Annotated in this window: 18 protein-coding genes; 11 read left to right on the forward strand and 7 right to left on the reverse strand. The window is 58.4% G+C overall.

Going from position 1 to position 22829, the window contains the following annotated elements:
- Window positions 1-45: 45 nt before the first annotated feature.
- The 4 genes from QZ487_RS01745 to QZ487_RS01760 all read right to left on the reverse strand — a co-directional run bounded on the left by QZ487_RS01745 (window position 46) and on the right by QZ487_RS01760 (window position 4868).
- Window positions 46-708, reverse strand: coding sequence for a M23 family metallopeptidase (locus QZ487_RS01745; protein ID WP_296024095.1), 663 nt, complete (start codon window positions 706-708; stop codon window positions 46-48).
- A 188-nt stretch (window positions 709-896) separates the two neighbouring features.
- Complete coding sequence (locus tag QZ487_RS01750) at window positions 897-1688, reverse strand: ferritin-like domain-containing protein (protein WP_296023052.1); 792 nt, start codon at window positions 1686-1688, stop codon at window positions 897-899.
- A gap of 10 nt (window positions 1689-1698) precedes the next feature.
- A complete protein-coding gene (locus tag QZ487_RS01755) occupies window positions 1699-2172 on the reverse strand; it encodes a peroxiredoxin (protein ID WP_285976063.1) in 474 nt (157 codons plus the stop codon).
- Window positions 2169-4868 (reverse strand): bifunctional [glutamine synthetase] adenylyltransferase/[glutamine synthetase]-adenylyl-L-tyrosine phosphorylase, encoded by a 2700-nt coding sequence (locus tag QZ487_RS01760; protein WP_296024096.1) that lies wholly within the window; start codon window positions 4866-4868, stop codon window positions 2169-2171. Before QZ487_RS01760 ends, QZ487_RS01755 begins: the two co-directional genes overlap by 4 nt.
- 128 nt (window positions 4869-4996) lie before the next feature.
- Here QZ487_RS01760 and QZ487_RS01765 point away from each other — a divergent pair, with 128 nt between their 5' ends.
- Genes QZ487_RS01765 through QZ487_RS01775 form a run of 3 tightly spaced genes read left to right on the forward strand, consistent with a single transcriptional unit; the run spans window position 4997 to window position 7880 of the window.
- Entirely contained in the window at window positions 4997-6688 is a 1692-nt protein-coding gene (locus QZ487_RS01765; protein WP_296024097.1) for a M28 family metallopeptidase, read from the forward strand.
- A 33-nt stretch (window positions 6689-6721) separates the two neighbouring features.
- A complete protein-coding gene (locus tag QZ487_RS01770; protein ID WP_296023053.1) occupies window positions 6722-7693 on the forward strand; it encodes an agmatine deiminase family protein in 972 nt (323 codons plus the stop codon).
- Between the two features lie 46 nt (window positions 7694-7739).
- The gene (locus tag QZ487_RS01775; RefSeq protein WP_157092814.1) at window positions 7740-7880 is read left to right on the forward strand and encodes a hypothetical protein; all 141 of its coding nucleotides are present in this window, start codon (window positions 7740-7742) and stop codon (window positions 7878-7880) included.
- A 9-nt stretch (window positions 7881-7889) separates the two neighbouring features.
- Here QZ487_RS01775 and thrS read toward each other — a convergent pair whose 3' ends face one another.
- A complete protein-coding gene (gene thrS / locus QZ487_RS01780; protein ID WP_296023056.1) occupies window positions 7890-9905 on the reverse strand; it encodes a threonine--tRNA ligase in 2016 nt (671 codons plus the stop codon).
- 371 nt (window positions 9906-10276) lie between these two features.
- Between thrS and QZ487_RS01785 the strand changes: the two genes are divergently transcribed.
- The 3 genes from QZ487_RS01785 to QZ487_RS01795 are packed head-to-tail and all read left to right on the forward strand — an operon-like array spanning window position 10277 to window position 11243.
- Complete coding sequence (locus tag QZ487_RS01785; protein ID WP_296023057.1) at window positions 10277-10456, forward strand: hypothetical protein; 180 nt, start codon at window positions 10277-10279, stop codon at window positions 10454-10456.
- Window positions 10453-11055: a hypothetical protein gene (locus QZ487_RS01790; RefSeq protein ID WP_296023059.1), complete on the forward strand. Its 603-nt coding sequence runs from the start codon at window positions 10453-10455 to the stop codon at window positions 11053-11055. The genes QZ487_RS01785 and QZ487_RS01790 overlap by 4 nt, the downstream gene beginning before the upstream one ends.
- Entirely contained in the window at window positions 11052-11243 is a 192-nt protein-coding gene (locus QZ487_RS01795) for a helix-turn-helix transcriptional regulator (protein ID WP_285976068.1), read from the forward strand. The genes QZ487_RS01790 and QZ487_RS01795 overlap by 4 nt, the downstream gene beginning before the upstream one ends.
- A gap of 24 nt (window positions 11244-11267) precedes the next feature.
- Here QZ487_RS01795 and QZ487_RS01800 read toward each other — a convergent pair whose 3' ends face one another.
- Window positions 11268-12947 carry an alkaline phosphatase D family protein gene (locus QZ487_RS01800; RefSeq protein ID WP_296023060.1) on the reverse strand — a complete coding sequence of 560 codons (1680 nt, stop codon included), beginning with the start codon at window positions 12945-12947 and terminating at the stop codon, window positions 11268-11270.
- Between the two features lie 94 nt (window positions 12948-13041).
- On the opposite strand from QZ487_RS01800, the gene QZ487_RS01805 reads away from it, so the two are divergent.
- The 5 genes from QZ487_RS01805 (at window position 13042) to QZ487_RS01825 (ending at window position 21776) form a co-directional block, all read left to right on the forward strand.
- Window positions 13042-13776: an alpha/beta hydrolase gene (locus QZ487_RS01805; RefSeq protein WP_285976070.1), complete on the forward strand. Its 735-nt coding sequence runs from the start codon at window positions 13042-13044 to the stop codon at window positions 13774-13776.
- Window positions 13777-13785: 9 nt separating this feature from the next.
- The gene (locus tag QZ487_RS01810) at window positions 13786-14625 is read left to right on the forward strand and encodes a tetratricopeptide repeat protein (protein WP_296023061.1); all 840 of its coding nucleotides are present in this window, start codon (window positions 13786-13788) and stop codon (window positions 14623-14625) included.
- Window positions 14622-15605, forward strand: a complete 984-nt coding sequence (locus tag QZ487_RS01815; RefSeq protein ID WP_285976072.1) for an LLM class flavin-dependent oxidoreductase — start codon at window positions 14622-14624, stop codon at window positions 15603-15605. The genes QZ487_RS01810 and QZ487_RS01815 overlap by 4 nt, the downstream gene beginning before the upstream one ends.
- 187 nt (window positions 15606-15792) lie before the next feature.
- Complete coding sequence (locus QZ487_RS01820; RefSeq protein ID WP_296023063.1) at window positions 15793-20487, forward strand: NAD-glutamate dehydrogenase domain-containing protein; 4695 nt, start codon at window positions 15793-15795, stop codon at window positions 20485-20487.
- Between the two features lie 59 nt (window positions 20488-20546).
- Entirely contained in the window at window positions 20547-21776 is a 1230-nt protein-coding gene (locus tag QZ487_RS01825) for an FAD-dependent oxidoreductase (protein ID WP_285976074.1), read from the forward strand.
- Here the strand turns inward: QZ487_RS01825 and queG are convergent.
- Window positions 21760-22821: a tRNA epoxyqueuosine(34) reductase QueG gene (gene queG, locus QZ487_RS01830; protein WP_296023065.1), complete on the reverse strand. Its 1062-nt coding sequence runs from the start codon at window positions 22819-22821 to the stop codon at window positions 21760-21762. The two genes, QZ487_RS01825 and queG, sit on opposite strands and share 17 nt — an antisense overlap.
- Between the last annotated feature and the right edge of the window lie 8 nt (window positions 22822-22829).

Genomic DNA, 22829 nt, shown 5'->3' on the forward strand with positions numbered 1-22829 from the left:
CTGTCCGAAATCCGCTTCCAGGCGGAAAACCTTTGTCGCGACCGGCTACTCGCCTCCTTGGCCGCCTTCAACTTCCGAAGCCTCTTCCAACTCCGCCAGCTGCTGAATAACTGGAGCTTCTACCATATACGGAATTGGATTGACTGAAACACCCGATACGCGAACTTCGTAATGAAGATGGGGACCGGTTGAGCGACCCGTTGATCCGACATAGCCGATCAAGTCGCCCTTCTTGACACGCTGGCCCGCGGAAACCGCGAGACGCGACATGTGTGCATAGCGCGTTTCCAATTCCGCGCCGTGTTCAATCTCAATGAACAGGCCGTAGCTCGAAAACCTCTCCGCGCGATCCACGATACCGTCAGCAGTCGCATAGATCGGCGTGCCGGTGGGGGCGGCCAGATCGATTCCCTTATGGCTACGGCGACCACCAAGAACGGGGTGTGTGCGCATTCCGAAACCGCTTGTCAGCCTGGCATCCTGCAGAGGCATGATCGACGGAACCGATATGCTGGCGCTGACTGTGGTCGCATCCTGGCCGCGCTCTTCCAGTGCTTCCCAGCTTGCAAACAATTGCTGATAGCGGGCGTCGCCCTGCAGCATCGATTCGTCTTGTGCATCACGAACAGTGTCACGGATATCAACCGAAGCCGCATTGGAATTAGCTAACGCAGGAGTCGCTGTACTCATCAAGCCAGCCACGGCCATGGCGATTGCGCCATTGATAGCCTTCAGGATTTGCGGTCCGATCAAAACTTGTTCCTCAACACGAACCCTGGTTCGGACCCGCTTCGTTTCTGTGCGACCCAAAGGGGGGCCAACCAATCGCGCCCCTTCGAAGCTGGCGTCTCTTTATTGAAGCCTTTGTACAATTCTGGGTTAACGGCCAAAACGGTTTACGAAGCAATAGCGTTGTAGAAGTCCCGCGATAAACCGGCTGCAAGACGCGCCGAGTCGTTAAACGGCGGTTTAACGCTCCCGCGAAAGTACTTCGATACAAGCCCTTGCCAGCTTTGCTGCGGTGATTCGCCCGCTTTTTCCGCAAGGGCGACAAAATGCTTGGTGCCAAAACCGACATGCCGGATTTCGTCGTCAAGGATTCGTTCGAGAATCCGGGCGCCATTTTCATCCCCGGCAGAACGGACGCGCTGCAACGTGGCGGGTGTGACGTCCAACCCGCGCGCTTCAAGCACCATCGGTACTATCGCCAGCCGGGCTCGCACATCATGGCGTGTTTCAAACGCTGCTTGCCACAAGCCACCATGCGCAGGCAGCGCGCCATAGTGACTACCCAGATTTTCCAGTTTCCTGGCAAGCAATGCGAAATGCATCGCTTCGTCTGCTGCAACTGACAGGAAGTCATCGACAAACTCTGCCCCCATGATTTCGCCAAAGCGCCCTACTATATCGAGCGCCAGATCGATCGCGACAAATTCGATGTGAGCAAGGCTGTGCCACATTGCAATACGCCCGCGCTCCGATCCGCCCTTGCTGCGTCTCGGCATCTGTTGCGGGGGCAGCAATTCGGGGTGTGCCGGGCGTGCTGGCTCGTCTGGCATTTGTGCGTCGAATACAAACTCAAGTCGGCCCTGCCGCCAATTTCGCGCCACATCGCGCGTCACCATCACCTTGGCACGCGGATCCGCCGTCAGCAGCGCCGCTCGGATAGCTGATGCAAGCGTAGTCATCGAATTACAGTCATAACGCCTTTGCAGCGGCAAGGACTTCTTCCGCGTGGCCTTTGACTTTCACCTTGTTCCAGACCTGCGCGATCTTGCCATCTGTGCCGATCAGATAGGTCGTGCGGACCATGCCCATATAGGTCTTTCCGTACATCTGCTTTTCAGTCCAGATGCCGAGCGCGTCAGACAGGCCGCGCTCCTCCGCATCAGTCGCCAGCGGGGTCTTCAGACCGTGCTTGGCGATGAAGTTTTGATGCTTCTTGGCCGAGTCCTTGCTCACACCCAATAATGCTACGCCAGCCTTGTCAAAGTCACTTTTGAGCGCAGTGAAATCCTTCGCTTCGGTCGTGCAACCCGGTGTGTTGTCTTTCGGGTAGAAGAACACAACCAGCTTCTGCCCAACAAAATCACTCGCCTTCACGCTGCCACCTTCGGGTGTTTCCATCGCGATATCAGGCATTGCATCGCCGACGCCAGGGGAAGTGCTCATGTTTCAATCTCCAATTTCAATTCAAATGTCTGTCGCCAGATCGCAGCCACAATTTGCCGCGCCTCGCCAAGTCTGCGCAAGAGCGCGCTATAGGTTTCGCATTGGCAAGCTTTGGCGAGCGCTGATGCTGCAGATTTTGGTGGTTCTTCACTGAGGTAGGGAGCAAACAATCGCCCCGCAACCAAAGCCCGTGTCATCAGATCGTGTGCTTCGCGCGTCTCGCTGGGCAGATGGCCTGCCGCGACAAGCTCATCGACAGCTTTGCTCAGATCAGGTTGCAGCGCGATCCCTTCGCGCAGTTGAAGGAAGTGCACTGCAAACTCCAGATCGACTAGCCCGCCACGCATCAGCTTGACGTCCAGCAAGCCTTTCGCGGGCTTATGCTTCGCCATCTCGCTGCGCATCTCCAGTATGGCCTCACGAAGGTTAGCGGGGTCACGCGTTTGAGTGAGCACATCTGCGATGATTGTGTCGAGCCGGGTTCGAGCGCTGTCCGATCCGACGAGTACCCGGGCTCTCGTGAGCGCCATGTGCTCCCACGTCCATGCAGCCTCATACTGGTATTTAGCGAAGGCATCCAGCGTCACCGCCAAGGGGCCCTGCGCCCCTTGTGGCCGCAAGCGTGTGTCGATTTCATATAGCGCGCCCTGCGCGGTGGGCACAGAAAGTGCAGCGCTAACCCGCTGTGCCAGCCGGTTATAGTATTGCGTTCCGCCAAGCGGGCGCTCGCCATCAGACTCTGCGCTGGTATCGCCGGTGAACAGATAGATTATGTCGAGATCGGAGGCATGGGTCAGCGCGCCACCGCCCAAGCGGCCCAAGCCCAGAACCATCAACTCGCTGCCCTCTATGGTGCCATGTTTGCGTGCAAACTCTTTACAGGCCGCCCGGTGCGCGACCTGCAATCCCGCTTCTGCTGTACGCGAAAGCGCCGCCGCTATGTCCAGCGGGTCATGCACGCCTTGTACAAGCTGCAAGCCCAAAGCAAAGCGAAGTTCGCCGGTAACAATGCGGATTCGATCGAGCTGACGTTCGTAATCGCGCGCGGCATCGCCCGCTTCCATCCGTGCGGCAATCGCATCGACATCTCCGGGAAGATCCAGCGCGCTTGCGTCGATCAGCGTATCCAGCAGCCCCGGGCGGCGCCCCAAATCCTCTGCCAATGTCGGCGCCAGCGTCAACACGGCCATCAATTGCTCGAACAGCCCGGGGCGCGCTTCAAGCAAGCGAAACAGATTGACTGCAGAAGATGCGTTGGAGAGTACGCTTTCCCAGCGCAGGATTGCGCGTTCCGGATCATCTGCATTGGCAAGCGCTTCAAGCAGGTCAGGCAACATCGCATCGAAGGCACTCAGTGCTGCGCTGGATTTGAGCGCCTGATAGCGGCCATCGCGCCAGTTCGTGATGCGCTCAGCCAGCCGATCAGGTTCGGCCATGCCAAGCGCATGCAAACGGTCAGACAGGCTCGTAGTTGCGGGCGTTACCGGCTCGGCATCGCTGCCCACGTCAAGCAATCGATCATACTCAACAGCGACGCGATCAGTAACCTCACGCAAGTTCTCGATCAGCTGCGCAGCATCACGCAACCCATCCAGCCGGGCAACGGATTCCAATGCATCGCCAGCAGGTAGCGCATGTGTCTGCTGGTCATTGACCATTTGCAGCCGGTGTTCGACCACGCGCAGCCGATCATAAGCTTCACCCAGTGCGGTCGCTTGATCCGTGTCGATCCTGCCCGCTGCCGCAAGTGCATCAAGCGCAGCGCGCGTTCCGCGCAGCCGCAAAGATGGATCGCGCCCTCCATGGATCAACTGATGCGTTTGCGCGAAAAACTCGACCTCGCGAATTCCGCCGCGCCCGTGTTTCAAGTTGAACCCGGGGCCGACTTCGTTCGGGCCCTTGTAGTTTGATCGGATGCGTTCAGTCAGCCGGCGGATCTCGTCGATTGCGCCAAAATCAAGGCTTGAACGCCATACAAACGGCTTGATTGCATCCAGGAAGGCTTCGCCCGCTGCAACATCGCCGGAGCAGGCACGCGCCCGAATAAAGGCCGCTCTCTCCCAAGCAAGTGCCGAGCTTTCATAGTGAGATAGCGCGGCATTGGTCGAAATGGCCAACGGGCTGACTTCGCTCGCCGGGCGCAATCGCAAATCGACCCGGAAAACATATCCTTCAGCCGTATTCTCTGACAAGGTCCGCACAATCTCGCGCGCATATCGCTGTGCCGCCTCGCCCGGTTCATCTCGCTCGCGTCTGGGAAGCGTCTCGGGATCATAAAGCAGGATTGGATCAATGTCCGAGCTGTAGTTGAGCTCATGTGCGCCATGTTTCCCAAGCGCCAGCGCAATCATGCCGCGCAAGTCAGCCCCCTCTACCCGGCGAAGGATAGCGTCATTGATAGCTAGATCTAGCGCCCGATCAGCCAGATCGGACAGTTCGACCATCACAAAGTCGACATTGAAAACTCCGGCAAGGTCTCCGATCGCCAGCGCGGTTGAATAGGCCAGCCGTTCGCGCCGCAAAGCAACGCCCGTTGATGACGCACCTTGGCCAGCTTTGCGCGCCCATTCCAAAGCAGCTTCATGATCGCCAGATTCCAGCAATGCAGTAAGATCAGGCTGCCGGTCCAATGCGCGCGCCAGAAACGGCGCCTCCGCCTTTGCCCGAGCCAATGCCTGCTGCCAATCGCCATTCATCCGCTCTCCCTGCCCGCGCGCGTGAGACAGTGCAAGCACCGCAAGCGCTTGCCCCGCGCTGCTCGCTTATGCAAAGGGTGCACCATAGATTTAGAGTAGATTAGAGTAGAGAGGATACATCCCCAATGATGAAGCCCCGCATTACAGCTGGCCTCGCCATGCTTTGTGCATTGTCGCTCACCGCATGCGACATGATGACCAAAAGCGAACCCGAACTCGATATCCTGGAAGTTGCGGATGGCGACATTTCCCAGGCGACCATGGTCGACATCACGCGTGAGCTGTCGAGTGACAAATTCGACGGCCGTATGCCGGGAACTGAAGGCGAAGAACTGACTGTTGCGCTTTTGACCGAGCGTTTTGAAGCAGCTGGGCTTGAGCCTGGCAACAATGGTTCTTGGGTTCAGGATGTGCCGCTGGTTGAAATCACCGGCAAGAATTTCGCGCCGCTTACGATCACTAATGGCGAAACAGACATGGTGTTCGATTTCGGCAGCGAATGGGTGGGTGTAACTTACCGCGAAGACGCGCAGACCCAGCTTGCCAACAGCGAGCTGGTGTTTGTCGGCTATGGCATCAACGCGCCGGAACGTGGCTGGAATGACTATGATGGTGTCGATGTAACCGGCAAAACCGTGGTTATCCTTGTCAATGATCCAGACTGGCAAACGCCCGGCCTTGAAGGAACCTTCAATGGCCGCGCCATGACCTATTACGGGCGCTGGACTTACAAATATGAAGAGGCCGCAAGGCAAGGCGCAGCAGGTGCTTTGATCATTCATGACACGGAACCTGCCAGCTATGGCTGGAACGTTGTCGAGAGCAGCTGGTCCGGCCCGCAGGCCTATGCCCAGCGGGGCGAGAACGCGCCGCCGCTCACAACCATGAATGGCTGGGTGCAGAAGGAAGTCGCCCGTGAAATCCTGAGCGCTGCCGGACAGGATCTGGACGCACTTTCGGAAGCCGCGAAGTCGGAGGATTTCACACCTGTCGAACTGGGCTTCTTGGCATCGACCAGCTTCGCCAATGACATTCGCACCTTTGCATCGAAGAATGTGATTGGCGTGCTTCCAGGTGCAACCCGCCCAGACGAATATGTCATCCACACCGCGCATTGGGACCATCTGGGTCGCTGTACACCGGCGCCCGATGGCGATGATATCTGCAATGGAGCGGTCGACAACGCCACAGGCACAGCTGCTTTGGTGGCTTTGGCAGAAGCACATGGCAAGGCCGGTGCGCCCGATCGCAGCCTGGTCTTCCTGGCCGTGACCGCTGAGGAATCGGGTCTGCTGGGTGCGCATTACTATGCCGAAAACCCTGTCTTCCCGCTCGCGCAGACGGTTGGCGGCATCAATATGGACGCTTTCCTGATTGCTGGCCCGTCCAAGGACGTAACCGTTGTTGGCCCGGGCAAATCGCAGCTCGACCAGTTCCTTGAAGCAGCGCTGGTCGCTGATGGCCGCGTTTCAACGCCCAACCCCAATCCGGAAGCGGGATACTATTATCGCAGCGATCACTTTGCCTTCGCCAAGCGCGGTGTGCCGATGCTCTATGTCGATGGCGGCGAAGACCTGGTTGAGGGAGGACGCGAAGCGGGCGCAGCGTTGCAACAGGATTATCGCGACAATCGCTATCACGGCCCCAAAGACGAGTTCAACGAGGAGTGGGACTGGTCAGGCGTGATGGCTGACCTGCAGCTGTTTTACCGCCTTGGCCGGATGATGGCGATAAGCACAAGCTGGCCAAACTGGAATGAAGGTGACGAGTTCAAAGCTACGCGTGACGAAGATTGCGCGAGCAGCGATACTGGCTGCTGACTTCCGACGCATGCTGGATAAGAGAACCGGTCTATGGCCAACATCCTGATGCCGCCTGAATGGGCACCGCAGGATTGGCTGTGGATCGGTTTTCCGCATCTCGCTGAGGAGTGGCCCGGCTTTCTCGATCCAGCACAGGCTCAGATTGCAGCCTTCGCAAATGCCGTTGCTGAAAGCGGGCAAGAAGTTCGCCTGCTTGTTCGGGATGAAGCGAATGAAGCGCGCGCACGCACGCTGGTTTCAGGTAAAGTAACGCTCGAGCGTCGTGCCTATGGCGATATCTGGCTGCGTGACACCGGCCCGCTGGTGCGCGGTGACGGGTCTGCGCTGCGCTGCGGCTTCAACGGATGGGGCGGCAAATATCTGATGGACGGCGATCAGCAGATCGGCGCCGAACTCGCTTTTGACGCCGGGCTTCCTGTCATCGACGGCGACTGGATTCTGGAGGGCGGCGCAATTGATGGTGACGGCACCGGCATTGTGCTGACCACCGAACAATGCCTGCTCAACCCCAACCGCAATCCGCATCTCTCACGCGGAGATATTGAGGCAAGACTTGCGCGCGATCTGGGTTTCACGCGAATTGTGTGGCTCGGCGACGGTCTGATCAATGATCACACCGATGGTCATGTTGATAATCTTGCACGCTTTGTAGCGCCGGGCGAGGTGGTGCTTCCACGCGCGACCGACGGCGATGACCCCAACGAGTCAATCTATGCCGATGCCAAGGCACGGATTCTTGATGCAGGACTGACACTGCATCAAATCCCATCGCCCAGCCTGATCGAGCGAGACGGCCAGATCGAACCGGCCAGCTACGTGAACTTCGCGATCACCACGCATCTGGTGGTTGTGCCGACCTTTGGCTCTCCGCATGACGAAGAAGGAGTGGCGGCCATTGCCGCGCTGTTCCCGGATCGCGAAACAGTGGGGTTACCGGGTGACGCAGTCCTTGCAGGCGGGGGCGGGTTTCACTGCGCCAGCCAGCAAATGCCTAGCCTTTAAACGCGCATTAACGGGTCGTTAGGAATTGAGGCGGATAATTCCGCCTATGTCCAAGGTCATTTCTCTTACGCGCGCGGTCCGTCTGTCGGATAAAGTCGCAGAGGCACGGCTCGAAGTGATCCGCGTTACGCTGGTCACGACTTGCGCCGTCGCACTCATCGCAGCCGACCGCGCGCTTCCTTTTTGAACCTCAGGCTTAGCCACGCAAATCTGGCGCGGTTGCTTCTTCCTTCAACATCACAATCGCCTCATCAAGGCTCATCACGCGTTGATGTTTCTCGCCCAGCGTACGGATGGCAACTGTGCCCTCCTCAGCTTCACGCATGCCGACGACAAGCAGATGCGGAACCTTCGCGAGCGAATGTTCGCGCACCTTGTAGTTGATCTTCTCATTGCGGAAATCGCTTCCCACGCGAATGCCAGCGGCTTCAAGCTTGGCGACGGCCTGCTTGCCATAATCGTCAGCGTCGGACGTGATCGTCGCGACCACAGCTTGCACCGGTGCAAGCCACACTGGCATGCGCCCGGCATAATGTTCGATCAGAATGCCGATGAAGCGCTCATATGACCCGAAAATCGCGCGGTGCAGCATGACCGGGCGATGTTTGGCACCATCCTCGCCGATATAGGTTGCATCAAGGCGCTCTGGCAGAACGCGGTCAGACTGGATCGTGCCCACCTGCCATGTGCGACCGATTGCATCGGTCAGATGCCATTCGAGCTTGGGCGCGTAGAAAGCGCCTTCGCCCGGCAATTCCTCCCAGCCATATTCTTCGGTTGCCATGCCCGCTTCGACCACGGCATCGCGCAGCTCTTGCTCCGCCTTGTCCCAATCCTCATCCGAACCAAAACGTTGTTCAGGCCGCAGCGCGAGCTTGATGTGATAGGTGAAGCCGAAATCCTTGTAGACACCGTCAGCTAGCTCGCAGAAGGCGCGGACTTCATCGACAATCTGGCTTTCCGTGCAGAAGATATGCGCGTCATCCTGCGTGAACTGGCGCACGCGCATCAAGCCGTGCAGCGCGCCATGGGGTTCGTTGCGGTGACAGCAACCCATTTCACCCAAGCGGATCGGTAGTTCTTTATAGCTCGTGATACCTTGCTTGAAGACCAGCACATGCGCGGGGCAGTTCATCGGCTTCAGCGCCATCCAGTCAGCATCGCCGCTGATGATTTCGCCTTCATCCTCAGTGTTCGGAACCTCGTCAGGGATGACGAACATGTTCTCGCGATACTTGCCCCAGTGGCCCGACTGCTCCCACTGGCGTGCGTCCATAACCTGCGGCGTCTTGATCTCCTGATAGCCGGCTCCGTCCATCTTGCGGCGCATATAGGCCTCAAGCTCGCGCCAGATCTTGTAGCCATTGGGATGCCAGAAGACGCTCCCGTGGGCCTCTTCCTGCAAGTGGAACAAGTCCATCTCGCGGCCCAGCTTGCGATGATCGCGCAAGGCGGCTTCTTCCAGCCGATGAAGGTGCGCGTTCAATTGCTTTTTGTTGAGCCAGCCAGTGCCATAGATGCGCGTCAGCTGCGCATTGCTTTGATCGCCGCGCCAATAGGCGCCGGCAACACGCATCAGCTTGAAAGCATCGGGATCGAGCTTGCCAGTGCTGGCCAAGTGCGGGCCGCGGCACATGTCCAGCCAGGCCCCGTCGCTGCCCGGTTCGCCTGACCAATAGACAGTCAGCTCTTCATTTTCGGGCAGTTCCTTTGCCCACTCCGCCTTGAATGTCTCGCCTTCGGATACCCATTTGGCGATCAAATCTGCACGCGACCAGACTTCGCGCACCAGCGGCTTGTCCGCCTTGATGATATCGCGCATTCTTTCTTCAATCGCAGGGAGGTCTTCGCTGCTGAACGGCTCGCGAGAGGCAGGCGCCATTACATCGTAATAGAACCCGTCGTCCGTCGCAGGGCCAAAGGTAATCTGCGTGCCCGGCCACAATGCCTGCACCGCTTCGGCGAGCACGTGCGCGTAATCATGCCGCGCCAGCTCAAGAGCATCAGCTTCATCTTTTGATGTAATTAGCGCGAGCTCTGCATCACCGTCAAACGGGCGATTGAGATCACGCACCTCGCCGTCAACGCGGGCCGCCAATGCAGCTTTGGCAAGGCCGGGGCCAATCGCCGCGGCAAGGTCTGCCGGGGTCGAGCCCGGCTCGACTTCGCGCACTGATCCATCGGGCAGGCTGATCTTCAGAAGTTCGGTCATCAAATTCGTCCGTCTCGTCTAGGCGGTGTTTGCAAGCGCCACTGCCACAAGCAAAGGCACACCGAAAGGGCGGTGTCACGTGATTAAGCAAATTTTCGGGAGGCTGACACCCAAGCCACCCGAATTCGGGTGGCGGGCCTCGCGACTAAACCGCGACCAACCGCCCCCGGATATCCGAGGTGGTAGTTGTGGTGGTGGTAGTCATCAGCTTGGCCATGACAAGGCATATAGGCACGGGTGGTTGCGATGTCACTACCATCGCTTGCACCACGCAGCTTCGGAAAGCATCCGCTCCATTTTGGAAAGTGAGCTTGCCAAATTTCCGAATCGATGTAAACCAACCTTTCCATAAAAGAAAGGATGCTTGACTGATGAAAAATATCTACAAAGGGCTGGCAGGCGCTGCTCTGATCCTCATCGTTGCGGCAGTCACAAAAAGCATGGGCGTTAGCTCGAACATATCGTTCAGCATCGTCACCGCCATTTCAGGCTTTGCCGCGCTGTGGATCTCTCACGGCGCGAAGGGAAGAGGCAATCGGTGCGCGCAATGACTTCAGATTCGCCTTCCTCTACTACCAAACTGTGTCTTGGCGCTGCCGCATCGTCTGTAATTGGCGCGCTCGCGCTGATGTTTGTGTGGAAGTCTGACGCGATCAACACGACGACAGCATATGTGCTCGCCACAATCCCGGTCAGCCTGATGGTGTTTGCCTTTGTCAAAGGTCTGTCGCTTTCGAAAGATAACAGCCTTGCCACGCATCGTTATCTGCTGCGTATGGCGCTGACCATGGCGTTCTATCTGATCACGCTAATGCTGGCGGAACACTTTATTGACGGGCGCGGCCTGACCGGACCGGTGGCAGCGCTCCTCGCGTTCCTTCCGGGCCTCTCCTTTGCCGGCGTTGTCTGGGTCTTTGGCGGGCTCATCATGGAGGAGAAAGACGAGTTCTTCCGCATGCTTTATGTGCGGCAGGGTCTGATCGCGACGGGTATTTCCTTCACGCTCGCGGCGATCTGGGGTTTCCTGGAAACCTACCGTATCGTTGAACCCGTGGCCGCATTCTGGTGGCCCACGATCTGGTGCCTTGGACTCGGTGTTGGCGCGATCTTCAACAAGATCAAATACGGCACCTACGGAGAGATCCGGTGAACAATCGCCTCAAGGTCCTCCGAGCAGAACGTGACTGGAGCCAGCAGGATCTGGCCGACCGGCTGGAAGTCAGCCGCCAGTCAGTCAATGCGATCGAAAAGGGGCGCTATGATCCGTCATTGCCACTCGCCTTCAAGATCGCCGATGTCTTCGATCTCGCGATCGAGGAAATCTTCAACCGCGACTAGCTCCTACCCACAAGGCAGACGAAGCTAGATCGTGAGTTCGCGGGAGCCGGCGGAAGCGACAATCCGCTTGGTTCCCGCGATACGCCTGGAACGCTGGCGAATGCCCGCCATGAAACGAAATTCTGCGCTTGCGCTTTCCGGCGTCAACTCGACCACCATATAGCCGCGCTGCGATGTATCAGCGTATTTAAGCGCAGGATTGTGGTTGACGATTGCGCGGGACAGATCCTGTGGCGGGATCGCTCCCAGATAGCTTTCGAGCCCCGGGGACGTAACGCCGGGCGTGGCAAATTCCACCCCGACTTTCTGGCCTGAATGCGCCAGATCAAAGCCCCACGCATTATGTGTATCACCGGCAAGCGAGATCAGATTTGCATCTGCTGCAAGCGAGGCTTCAAACACCCGTGCCCGCGCCGCGGGATAGCCATCCCACGCATCCATATTGGCGGGCAGGCCCGCATTCCCGGCCAAAGTGCTGGCTTGCACGCGCCGGCGGATGAATTCGGGCGCATTGGGCGGAACCGCTTCGGCCAATCGCGGAGCGGTGAAGAGCTCACCCATCAACACCTGCTGTACCAGCACTTGCCATTGCGTGCCGCCCGTGCGGGACGACTTCAATCGATCTGCCAGCCAGGCCTGCTGCGCCGCGCCAAGAAGTTCGCGTGACTCCTCACGATAAGCCCCTTCGCGGAACGCTGTCAGCGCCGCGCCGATCTCCTCAGGTGTGCGTTTGCCCTGGATAACATCGCCGATATTGAATTGTTCCTCGCGCCCTTCCAGCCGCGTATCGAGTCTTAGCAAAGTCGCCAGATCGCCCACCTGATATTCAGCATAGGGATCATCCGAGACCGGCAACCATTCACGATAGGCGCGCTTGGCGGCGGCCTTGCGCACATCCCAGCTGCCTTCTGTTTCAGGCTGATGGTTCTGCGCCCCATTTTTCCAGCTGTCATTCGCCGACTCGTGATCGTCCCATACCGCAATCATTGGCAGCAGCTGGTGGATACGGCGCAAATCGGGATCGCTGCGATAGGTCGCATAACGCAGGCGATAGTATGCCAGAGCAACGATCTCTTCGCTTGGGAACAACACGCGCTCGACAACCGCTTCGCGCTCTGACGGATAGGATCCGGCATTATATTCGTAAATATAGTCACCCAGATGAAGCGCGATGTCGACATCATTGGCTTCGGCGGCATGGGCATAGGCGTTGAAATAGCCGAAACCGTAGTTGGAGCAGCTGAATACCGCCATGCGAAAGCGCGGCACGGCGCCCTCAGGCAAACTGCGCGTGCGGCCCACTTCAGATTGCGATCCATCTGGTGCGGTAAAGCGATAATAGTACCATTGGCCCGGCGTCAGGCCATTGGCCCATGTCTTCACACACCAGTCTCGCGATGGAGTGGCGATCACGCTGCCGGCAGATACAATCTGCGCGAAATCCAGACTCTGGCTGACTTCCCATTCAAGTGTGGTGTCTTGTTTAGCCACAAATCGGCTCCACAGCATGACACGGGTCTGGCCCGGTTCTCCGCTTGCCACGCCATGGGTGAACCCAGTGCCAAAGCCACGCGCAATCGCAGGCGTGCTAACACTGGCGGCGGCAAGTCCGCCAAGCTTGAACAGGTTGCGGCGGGACAGTGCGACGGGCCCAGCGGGCGCGGGCGCGGTGCCAGCGAGTGGGTCGTTCTTGAACATGGTCATGGCCTAAGCTGCGCTTGTCTCAGCAAAATGACAAGATGATTGATGTGGGCAGACACTTGCACTGGTGATGCTTGCGCGGGCATGAAGCAGCGCCATGAGCGATGTGCAATTTCATGAAATGGCGGACGGACAGCGAATCGCCTATCGTTACGCTGAAGGCAAAGGGCCGGCGCTGGTCTTTCTGCCCGGCTATATGTCCGACATGGATGGCGGCAAGGCGACCTCGATCTTTGCCGCCGCACAAGAAGAGCGGCGCGCCTGCCTGCTGCTCGATTATTCGGGCTGCGGGCAATCATCGGGGGAATTCGCTGACGGATCGCTCAGCATATGGCGCGATGATGTTCTCGCATTGATCGATGCCTGCATTGACGGTCAAGTTGTCATCATTGGCTCGTCGATGGGCGGTTGGCTGATGTTGCTGGTGGCAGAAGCGCTGGGGAATCGACTGGCCGGAGTGGTCGGCATTGCCGCTGCACCGGACTTTGCCGATTGGGGCTATTCAGACGACCAGAAGTCGCAGCTCGCGTCTGGCGTGACGATCTATGAAGACAATCTTTACGGCCCGGAACCAACGCCAACCCATGCGAAGTTCTGGCAGGATGCAATGACGCATATCCGCTTGACCGGACCGATCGACATCGCCGCGCCCGTGCGCCTGCTTCATGGCCAATGCGATGCAGACGTGCCGTGGCAAGTAAGTATGCAGCTGGCTGAAAGACTTCGTTCGGACGATATACAGATTGCCTTGGTCAAAGACGGCGATCACCGCCTGTCGCGAGAGCAGGATATTGCCTTGCTGCACCGCCAGGTGTGGAGCCTTCTGGATTAGGGACGCCAAATGTTTTTGACTGCCACTTTGCTACCTTTGATGCTTCAGGCCGGGCTCGATCCAACCCGAGGCGGTGTGCCTGACTACTCGGCCGACATACAGGACCGCCCTCCGCGCGAACTTTCGATCATCGACGCGCCGCAACCCACGAGCTGGCTGGCCCAGTGTCTCGATCAACTGGAAGATGAGCCCACGCGTGCGCACGTACAGGCGCAGATCCGCCGCGATACAACCAATGGGGAAGACCGCGTATTAGCTAACCACTGTCTTGGTCTGGCTTCCACCGAACTGGGCCGTTGGGAAGAAGCCCGTGCAGCCTTTACCGCCGCGCGGCAAGAAACACCTGCGGAGGAAACCCGCTTGCGCGCGCGTTTTGGTGCTATGGCTGGAAATGCCGCGCTTGTGACCGGTGATCTGCCCGGCGCATTGGCGCTGCTCGATGCGGCCCGGGCGGATGCCCTGGCGGCGCAGGCTGGCGGGATGCCGGGCTTGATCGCGCTCGACAGCGCCCGTGTGCTGGTAGGGCTCGAACAATTGGACGCAGCCGAAGCAGCCTTGGCTGAAGCGCGCATGTTTCAACCAGATGATGCCGAGACGCGTCTGCTTTCAGCCACACTGCTTCGGCGAATGGGGAAGCTCGCCGATGCACAAGAGCAAGTCGAAGAGGCAGCGCGGCTCGATCCGACAGCGCCTGCGATCGGGCTGGAGGCTGGAGTTATTGCAATTCTGGATGGCCGCGAAGAGGCCGCGCGAAGCAGTTGGCAATCGGTCATTGATTTGTCGCCGGGAACCGAGTTCGCAACAAGCGCGCAGAGCTATCTCGATCAACTGGGGCCGACCGAACAATGACTAGACTTTCTGTTCTGGACCTTGTGCCGGTGCGCGAAGGCGGAAACGTAAGCGAAGCGCTGAACGATGCGACCGAGCTGGCCAGGTCTGCCGAACAATATGGCTATGACCGTTTCTGGGTCGCTGAACATCACGCGATGGAAGGGATTGCTGGCGGGGCCACATCAGTGGTGCTGGCGCATATCGGCAATGCCACCAGTCATATCCGTATCGGTTCGGGCGGAATCATGCTGCCAAATCACACGCCATTTCAGATCGCTGAGCAATTCGGCACGCTGGACGCGCTGTTTCCCGGACGCATTGATTTGGGGCTAGGGCGCGCGCCCGGTGCCGGACCAGAATTGCAACGCGCACTGCGCAAAAACCTGCATCAGGCAGCCGAAATGTTTCCGCAAGACGTGATGGAGTTGCGGGCGCTGATCACGGGCGATGTCGAGTTGCCGATCCATGCAACGCCCGGACGCGGAGCACAGATCGAATTCTGGATGCTCGGATCAAGCCTGTTCGGGGCGCAGCTCGCCGCGCAATTGGGCATGCCCTATGCCTTTGCAGCGCATTTCGCGCCAGACCATCTGGATGCAGCGTTGGCGCTTTATCGCCGCGACTTTCAGCCATCCGAGCAGTTCGCCCAGCCGCATGTCATGGTCGCGATGAATGTGTTTGCGGCCGACACCGAAGACGAAGCACAGCTGCTCGCCTCTAGCCAGCAACAAAGTTTCGTCCGTCTGCGCAGTGGCAACCCAGGCAAGTTGCCGCCACCAATTGCGGATTACAGCAGCACTCTGCCCGCGCCTGCACAGGCGATGCTGGCGCATCTGAGCCAGGCAGCCGCCGTAGGGACTCCGGCCCAAATCAAAGATAGTATCTCGGCCTTTGTCGACCGGACGCAAGCCGATGAAATCATCGTATGCGGTGCGACATATGATCCCGAGGCTCGCGTGCGGTCGCTTGATCTCACCATGCAGGCCGTGAACGGATAAGCCTCGCGCATAATTCCGTAGCGGAAAAACTGTGCGTGGCGCAAAATTCTAATGTAAAGCCGTGTCTGCACTTGCGGCTTTGAAATGTGAACGTTTCTTCGCTTGCGGGGGCGCAGTGACAAGCCTAACGGCGCATCATTGATAAACGCGAACAATAGAAAATAGCGCGTGCAGGGAAAGCAGGACTATGGCGGCCAAGACGAGTTACGGCTCGGGCAGTGAATCTGCAGCTGACGACATGGTAAAAGAAATCGCGCGCCGCATGCGCGATTCGATCCTTCCCGGCGATACGCCGTTCAAGCCCTCCTCGCTGAAGAAGGCCGCTCAATTCGTGTTCGACACGGCGCGTGAGCGTGAAGAGAAGCACAGCGCGCTCGGAATGGTGTCCATCTCGGGCGAGCGCCGCTTCTTGCGTATAGCAATCATCAATGATGACATGCCGTTCCTAGTCGATTCGATCGCAGCCACGATCTCCGACCAAGGCTTGTCTATTGATCGGCTGGTCCACCCGATTATTCCGGTGAAGCGCAACAAATCTGGTATTCTAACTGGATTGCCGCGCGGAAAGGAAGATGACAACTCGACGCGCGAATCGATGATCTACATCGAGACAGAGCGCGTCGATGCGCGGCAACGCCGCGAGCTGGAACGCAGATTGCGCACCACGCTGGGCGATGTCCGTGCCGCGGTGGAAGATTGGCCAAAGCTTCAAGCGGCCATGGCAGAAGATGCGAAGCGCTTGGGCGACAATGAAAATGTCGCGCTGCTTGAGTGGTTCAACTCGGGCATGCTGACACAGTTGGGGCATATCACGCGCAAACGCGATGGAAGCCACTCCAACATACTTGGCATTTGTCGCAAAAGTGCGCGCCAGCTGCTTGCAGAGGGTTCATATGAGCGCGCCTTCAAATGGTTCGAGAACGAAGGCCATGCTGGCCGGTCATGCGACATCCTGATCGTAAAGGCCAACCGCGTCGCCAACGTGCATCGCCGCGTGCCACTTGATCTGTTCATGGTGCCCGTGCGCGAGAACGGTAAACTGACCGCAATATCCATCCATGCAGGCGTATGGACCAGCGCTGCGCTAGCCAGCCCGCCGCAAAAAGTGCCACGCCTGCGCCAGGCAATGAGCGAAATGTCCAAGCGACTGGGCTTCCACCCGGGCGGTCATGCGGACAAGGCCCTGATCCACGCCTTCACCGCCCTGCCCCACGATCTGCTGGTCGGCTTCGAACTTGCGGATTCAGAACGGGTTGTCACTACCATGATGAGCTTGGTGGACCGACCGCGACCACGCCTCGCATTGGTGCAGGCTCCGCTTGAACGCCACGTATTCGCCTTCGTATGGTTTCCGCGCGACCTGCACTCGACGAAGGTACGCGAACAAATTCAGGCCATGCTGACCGAGATCGACGGCACCGAAATGCTTGACTGGAGCCTAGAGGTCGAAGGCGGCAACCTCGCCATGCTGCGCTTCGTGCTGGATATCCGCAGTGCGAAACAGCCAATGGATCAGGCTGCGCTCGAATCGCGTTTGGAGGACATGCTGCGCGGCTGGGGCGAAGCAGTTGAGCGCAATCTGGCTGAGAGCGAAGACCCATCGCGTGCCGCAGCTATTGCGAGCCGCTATGCCCCCGCATTCCCGGTGGGTTACCGCAACCACTACGGGGCTCTTGAAGCATCAATCGATATTCAACGGCTGCGCAAGCTCGGCGCCAATGATGCGCGCGCGCGTGATGCGCGGCTCTGCCGATTGCCAGGCGACGAAAGCGACAGGTTGAGGCTGAAAGTCTATCAGGAAGTGGGCGCCTTGCCGCTGTCCGATGCCGTGCCTGCACTGGAGAACTTCGGCTTTCGCGTACTGACCGAAATGCCGACTCCGTTGGAAGACGGAGAGCTTGGCACGATCCACGATTTCACGCTGGCGCTGAAAGATGGTGGCGAAACCGGGTTTTTGCTCGATCGCGCCGATATCATCGAGGATGCGATCGCAACGGTTCTGAGTGGGCAGAATGAAGACGATCCGTTCAACCGGCTGGTTATCAGGACCGGACTGTTCGCCAATGAAGTCGACTGGCTGCGCGCATTTTACCGTTATCTGCGACAGGCGGGTATGAGCTTTACGATCTATACGGTGGTCGATGCTCTGGATCGCGCCGCACAAGTGACCCGCCAACTGATTACTCTGTTCCGCGCACAACATGATCCCAACTTCGGAAATCAAAGGGACTATTCAGCGAGGCAGGCGCGTGATGCGATCCGCAAAGGTCTCTCTAAAGTCGCAGCGATCAACGATGACCGCTTGCTGCGCCTGTATCACGCCTTGGTCGAAGCAATCCTGCGCACCAATGCGTTTGCGCCCGCAAGCGAAGAAGCGCTTGCGTTCAAGATCGATTCTTCTCTGATCCCGAATTTGCCCAAGCCGGTGCCATGGCGCGAGATTTTCGTATATTCGCGTCGGGTCGAAGGCATTCACTTGCGCGCTGGCCCGATTGCACGCGGCGGTCTGCGCTGGTCCGATCGGCGCGATGACTTCCGCACTGAGATCCTTGGCCTGATGAAAGCACAGAAGGTGAAGAATGCGGTAATCGTACCTTCTGGCGCGAAGGGCGGATTCTATCCCAAGCAACTGCCGTCTCCGCAAAAGGATCACGAAGGCTGGGCAGGCGAGGGGCAGGCGAGCTATGAGGTATTCATCCGCACGCTCCTGTCGATCTCGGACAACCTCAAGAATAACAAAGTCGTCCATCCCGAAAGCGTGCGCATTCTCGACGGCGAAGACCCGTATTTCGTAGTCGCAGCTGACAAGGGCACCGCGCGCTTCTCCGACATTGCAAACGGCATAGCGGAAGCGCGCGATTTCTGGCTCGGCGATGCATTCGCCAGCGGCGGATCGAATGGCTATGATCACAAGGCGATGGGCATTACCGCCAAGGGCGCATGGGTTTCCGTTCAGCGTCACTTCCTTGAAATGGGCGTGGATGTTCAGAAGGATCCGGTTCGCGTGGTCGGATGCGGCGATATGTCCGGCGATGTGTTCGGTAATGGCATGCTGCTGTCGAAAGCAATCAAGCTGATTGCGGCATTCGATCACCGCCATATCTTCATCGATCCTGACCCAGACTCAGGTGCGAGCTGGAAAGAGCGCAAGCGGATCTACGATCTGCCAAGCTCTAGCTGGGAAGACTATAGTGCGGACCTGATTTCCAAGGGTGGCGGCGTTTTCCCGCGAAGCGCCAAAACCATCAAGCTGTCGAAGCAGGCGCGCGAAGTACTGGGCATTGAAGAAAACGAACTCGATCCAGAGGCATTGATAAGTGCGATCTTGAAGAGCCCGGCTGATCTAATCTGGTTCGGCGGTATAGGGACTTACATCAAGGCCGAATCTGAGAATAACGTGCAGGTCGGTGATCCGGCCAATGATGCGCTGCGTGTGAATGCCGCCGAGGTGCGCGCCAAAGTGATCGGAGAAGGCGCAAACCTTGGCACGACACAAGCTGGCCGTATCGCATTTGCTTTGAACGGCGGGCGCATCAACACAGACTTCATCGACAATTCGGCCGGGGTCGATTGCTCCGACAATGAAGTGAATATCAAGATCGCGCTTGCGGCCGCTCAGCAGAGCGGCAGATTGACTCCGAAGAAACGCAACAATCTGCTCGAGCGAATGACCGACGAAGTGTCTGGGATTGTTCTCGAAGACAACCGCTTGCAGGCGCTGGCACTATCGATTGCAGAGATGGGCGGAGTCAAAGCCACGGCTTCGCATGTGCGGCTGATCGAAAAGCTTGAAGAAATGGACGCACTGGATCGCAAGACCGAAAGATTGGCCGACCAAGAGACCTATTCGCGCCGCGCCAGCGAGGGCAAAGGCCTGACCCGGCCAGAGCTGGCGGTGCTGCTGTCTTCGGCCAAGCTGGTTCTGCAAGACGCGATTGAGGCAGCCGACTGGATCAGCGACAAGGCGCTGGAACCAATGTTAATAGAAGCCTTCCCGGTGGCTCTACAAAAGGATTTCCACAAGCAGATCCTGACCCACCAATTACGCAATGAACTCATCGCGACCAAACTTGCCAACCGCATGATCAATCGCCTCGGCTTGATCCATCCGTTCGAACTGGCCGAGGAGGAAGGCGTGAACCTGGCCCAAATCGCCGCAAGCTTCGTTGTCATCGAAGAATTGCTGGAGATGGACCAGGTTTGGCAGGCGATCGAGAGCGGCGATATGCCGGAGACCGCGCGCCTCAAGCTGCTAGAGCGTACTGCGGCAGCAATGAGTTCGCACATGGCAGACCTCTTGCGCCACGGCGGCACCGGTTTCGCTCCGAGTGAGGTTATCAAGTCCCTGACGAGAGTAATCGGTCAGCTTGAAAAGCATTCGGGCGATCTGCTTACGGAAACGGCGCGCGAACGCTCGGCCGAACTTTGCCAGCAATTTGTCGAACTGGGTGCGCCGAAGGCCGCCGCCGGTAAAGTCGTGCATCTGTTTGAAGTTGATGGCTCAATCGGGCTTGCAGGGCTGGCCCGCGACAGCGGGATTTCACCGGAAGTCCTGACCGAAGCATTTAATCAGCTTGGTTCCAAGCTGGGCTTGGACTGGGCGCAGCAAACCGCAGAGGACATGGCGCCATCCGACCCGTGGGAACGCTTGCTGGTCAATGGGCTGGCGCGCGATTTCCAGCATATGCGGCTCGATTTCCTGCGTCGCCGCGCCAATCGCAAGGCAGACCCGGTAGCGGCGGTGGAGCATTGGCTCAGCTCACGCGAAGCTTCAGTCTCGCAATTTCGTTCGATGATCGGGCGGGCGCAATTGCACACGCCGGTTGCCCCGGCCGTGCTCGCCCAAATCGCCATTCAGGCGCGTAATCTGCTCGAACGGTAGGCGGCACACCGAATTGCGGGTCTTGACCTAGCGGCAATTTGCGGCAAGCCCTGCACCCCATGGATAGTGCAGACATTGTCATTGTGGGGACGGGTCACGGTGGGGCACAGGCGGCAATCGCCTTGCGCCAGCAGGGGCACGAAGATTCGATCCTGATGCTGGGGCGCGATGCGTACCCACCCTATGAACGCCCGCCGCTATCGAAAGAGTATCTCGCAGGCGACAAACCGTTTGAACGGATCATGATCCGTCCGGAAAAATTCTGGTCTGACAAGAATATCGACATCAAGCTTGGCGCGATGGTCAGTGAGGTCGACTGGATGGACCACCAGGTCGTTCTGGGTGACGGCACACGTATCGCCTATCGCAAGCTGATCTGGGCAGGCGGAGGCGATCCGCGCAGGTTGTCCTGTCCAGGTGCGAGGCTGAAAGCTGTGCATGCCGTGCGCGACCGGCGCGATGTCGACGCGATAATGGCGCAGCTACAAAACGGCGCGAAACGCTTTGTCGTCATCGGTGGGGGCTACATCGGGTTGGAAGCCGCCGCTGTGCTGCGCAAGCTCGATTGCGAAGTGACGCTGCTGGAAGCTTTGCCGCGCGTGCTTGCGCGAGTGGCTGGCGAGGAATTGTCACGCTTTATCGAAGCCGAACACCGTGCGCACGGCGTGGATGTACGACTGGAAACCGCAGTCGAAGCCATTGAAGGTGAAGACGGGCATGTGACGGGTGTCAGATTGGCAGATGGCGAAGTGATCCCGTGCGACGCGGTGATTGTGGGCATCGGCATTGTACCGGCGGTCGGCCCGCTGATCACAGCCGGGGCGGCTGTGTCAAACGGGGTTGATGTTGACGAGTTTTGCCGCACCACATTGGATGACATCTACGCAATCGGTGATTGCGCCGCGCATGCGAATCCCTTCGCTGATCAGGCCATCATCCGGCTCGAATCCGTGCAGAATGCCAATGATATGGCGAACACGGCTGCCCGCGCAATAATGGGCGATAAACAGCCCTATCACGCGCTGCCATGGTTCTGGTCCAACCAGTATGACTTGAAGCTCCAGACCGCTGGCCTGTCAATCGACTACGATCAGACATTGGTGCGCGGTGATCCGGAAAGCCGCAAATTCAGCGTGGTCTATCTGAAAGAGGGCAAACCGATCGCAATTGATTGCGTCAATAACACCAAGGACTACGTCCAGGGACGCAAGCTGATCGAGAGTGACATCGATGATGTCGACCTGGAGCTGCTGGCTGATCCTGAAACCCCGCTCAAAGAGCTGTTGTAAGCTTCTCTGTAGCCCAATCGGCAGCCTCTGCCACCGCTGGATCGGGATCGTTTCGCAGCGAACCAATGCGGGCTATCAATGACGCATCACCGCTATTCCCCGCAGCATAAAGGCAGTTTCTGACAAACCGGTCCCGCCCGATACGTTTGATCGGTGATCCTGCAAACAACCGGCAAAATCCCGCGTCATCAAGCGCGAGCAATTCGGCGAGACGGGGGGCAACCAGCTCCGCGCGCGGCAGAAAATCCCGGTGCGTAGCGGCGGTTTCAGCAAACTTGTTCCATGGGCACACTGCCAGGCAATCGTCGCAGCCATAGATGCGATTGCCCAAAGCTTCGCGAAACTCCTCTGCAATCGGCCCTTTGTGCTCGATTGTGAGATAGGAAATGCAGCGACGCGCATCGAGTGTGTAAGGCGCAGGAAACGCATCGGTCGGACAAGCAGTCTGACACGCATTGCAAGAGCCGCAGCGATTTTCATGCGGCGCGTCGGGCTCCAGCTCCAAAGTCGTGTAGATCGCGCCGAGGAACAGCCAATTGCCATGGTCACGGCTCACCAGATTGGTGTGCTTGCCCTGCCAGCCAATCCCCGCAGCTTCGCCTAACGGCTTTTCCATCACCGGCGCGGTGTCGACAAAGACCTTAAGCTCGCTTTCCGGCTCTTGCTCCACCATCCAGCGCGCCAGCGCTTTAAGCCGCTTCTTGACCGTGTCGTGATAATCCTTGCCCCGCGCATATACAGAAATCCGCGCTTTCTCGGGATGCGCCTCTAACGCTAACGGATCATCAGCAGGTACGTAGCTCATGCCTAGCGCGATCACGCTCTTCGCCTCTGGCCACAGCGATTGCGGGCCGCGCCGCACATCGCTGCGTGCTTCCATCCATTCCATCGAGCCGTGATGGCCTTCCCCCAGCCATTGCTCCAGCCGGTCCGCCCGGATCGGGTCATCTTGAGCAGTCGTTACACCGAACGCAGCAAAGCCCAAACTCTTCGCTTGCTCCGCGATGCGCGCTTTCAGCCTTAAATTTGCAGCGGTGTTAACCACGCTTGGGG

The sequence above is a fragment of the uncultured Altererythrobacter sp. genome, assembly GCF_913057185.1.
Classification (GTDB): domain Bacteria; phylum Pseudomonadota; class Alphaproteobacteria; order Sphingomonadales; family Sphingomonadaceae; genus Erythrobacter; species Erythrobacter rubellus.

Excerpts from the sequence above, each read along its gene's own strand:
- QZ487_RS01745 (WP_296024095.1), bottom strand. The coding sequence starts at position 708 with ATGGCCGTGGCTGGCTTGATGAGTACAGCGACTCCTGCGTTAGCTAAT.
- QZ487_RS01750 (WP_296023052.1), bottom strand. The coding sequence starts at position 1,688 with ATGACTACGCTTGCATCAGCTATCCGAGCGGCGCTGCTGACGGCGGAT.
- QZ487_RS01755 (WP_285976063.1), bottom strand. The coding sequence starts at position 2,172 with ATGAGCACTTCCCCTGGCGTCGGCGATGCAATGCCTGATATCGCGATG.
- QZ487_RS01760 (WP_296024096.1), bottom strand. The coding sequence starts at position 4,868 with ATGAATGGCGATTGGCAGCAGGCATTGGCTCGGGCAAAGGCGGAGGCG.
- QZ487_RS01765 (WP_296024097.1), top strand. The coding sequence starts at position 4,997 with ATGAAGCCCCGCATTACAGCTGGCCTCGCCATGCTTTGTGCATTGTCG.
- QZ487_RS01770 (WP_296023053.1), top strand. The coding sequence starts at position 6,722 with ATGGCCAACATCCTGATGCCGCCTGAATGGGCACCGCAGGATTGGCTG.
- QZ487_RS01775 (WP_157092814.1), top strand. The coding sequence starts at position 7,740 with ATGTCCAAGGTCATTTCTCTTACGCGCGCGGTCCGTCTGTCGGATAAA.
- thrS (WP_296023056.1), bottom strand. The coding sequence starts at position 9,905 with ATGACCGAACTTCTGAAGATCAGCCTGCCCGATGGATCAGTGCGCGAA.
- QZ487_RS01785 (WP_296023057.1), top strand. The coding sequence starts at position 10,277 with ATGAAAAATATCTACAAAGGGCTGGCAGGCGCTGCTCTGATCCTCATC.
- QZ487_RS01790 (WP_296023059.1), top strand. The coding sequence starts at position 10,453 with ATGACTTCAGATTCGCCTTCCTCTACTACCAAACTGTGTCTTGGCGCT.
- QZ487_RS01800 (WP_296023060.1), bottom strand. The coding sequence starts at position 12,947 with ATGACCATGTTCAAGAACGACCCACTCGCTGGCACCGCGCCCGCGCCC.
- QZ487_RS01805 (WP_285976070.1), top strand. The coding sequence starts at position 13,042 with ATGAGCGATGTGCAATTTCATGAAATGGCGGACGGACAGCGAATCGCC.
- QZ487_RS01810 (WP_296023061.1), top strand. The coding sequence starts at position 13,786 with ATGTTTTTGACTGCCACTTTGCTACCTTTGATGCTTCAGGCCGGGCTC.
- QZ487_RS01815 (WP_285976072.1), top strand. The coding sequence starts at position 14,622 with ATGACTAGACTTTCTGTTCTGGACCTTGTGCCGGTGCGCGAAGGCGGA.
- QZ487_RS01820 (WP_296023063.1), top strand. The coding sequence starts at position 15,793 with ATGGCGGCCAAGACGAGTTACGGCTCGGGCAGTGAATCTGCAGCTGAC.
- QZ487_RS01825 (WP_285976074.1), top strand. The coding sequence starts at position 20,547 with ATGGATAGTGCAGACATTGTCATTGTGGGGACGGGTCACGGTGGGGCA.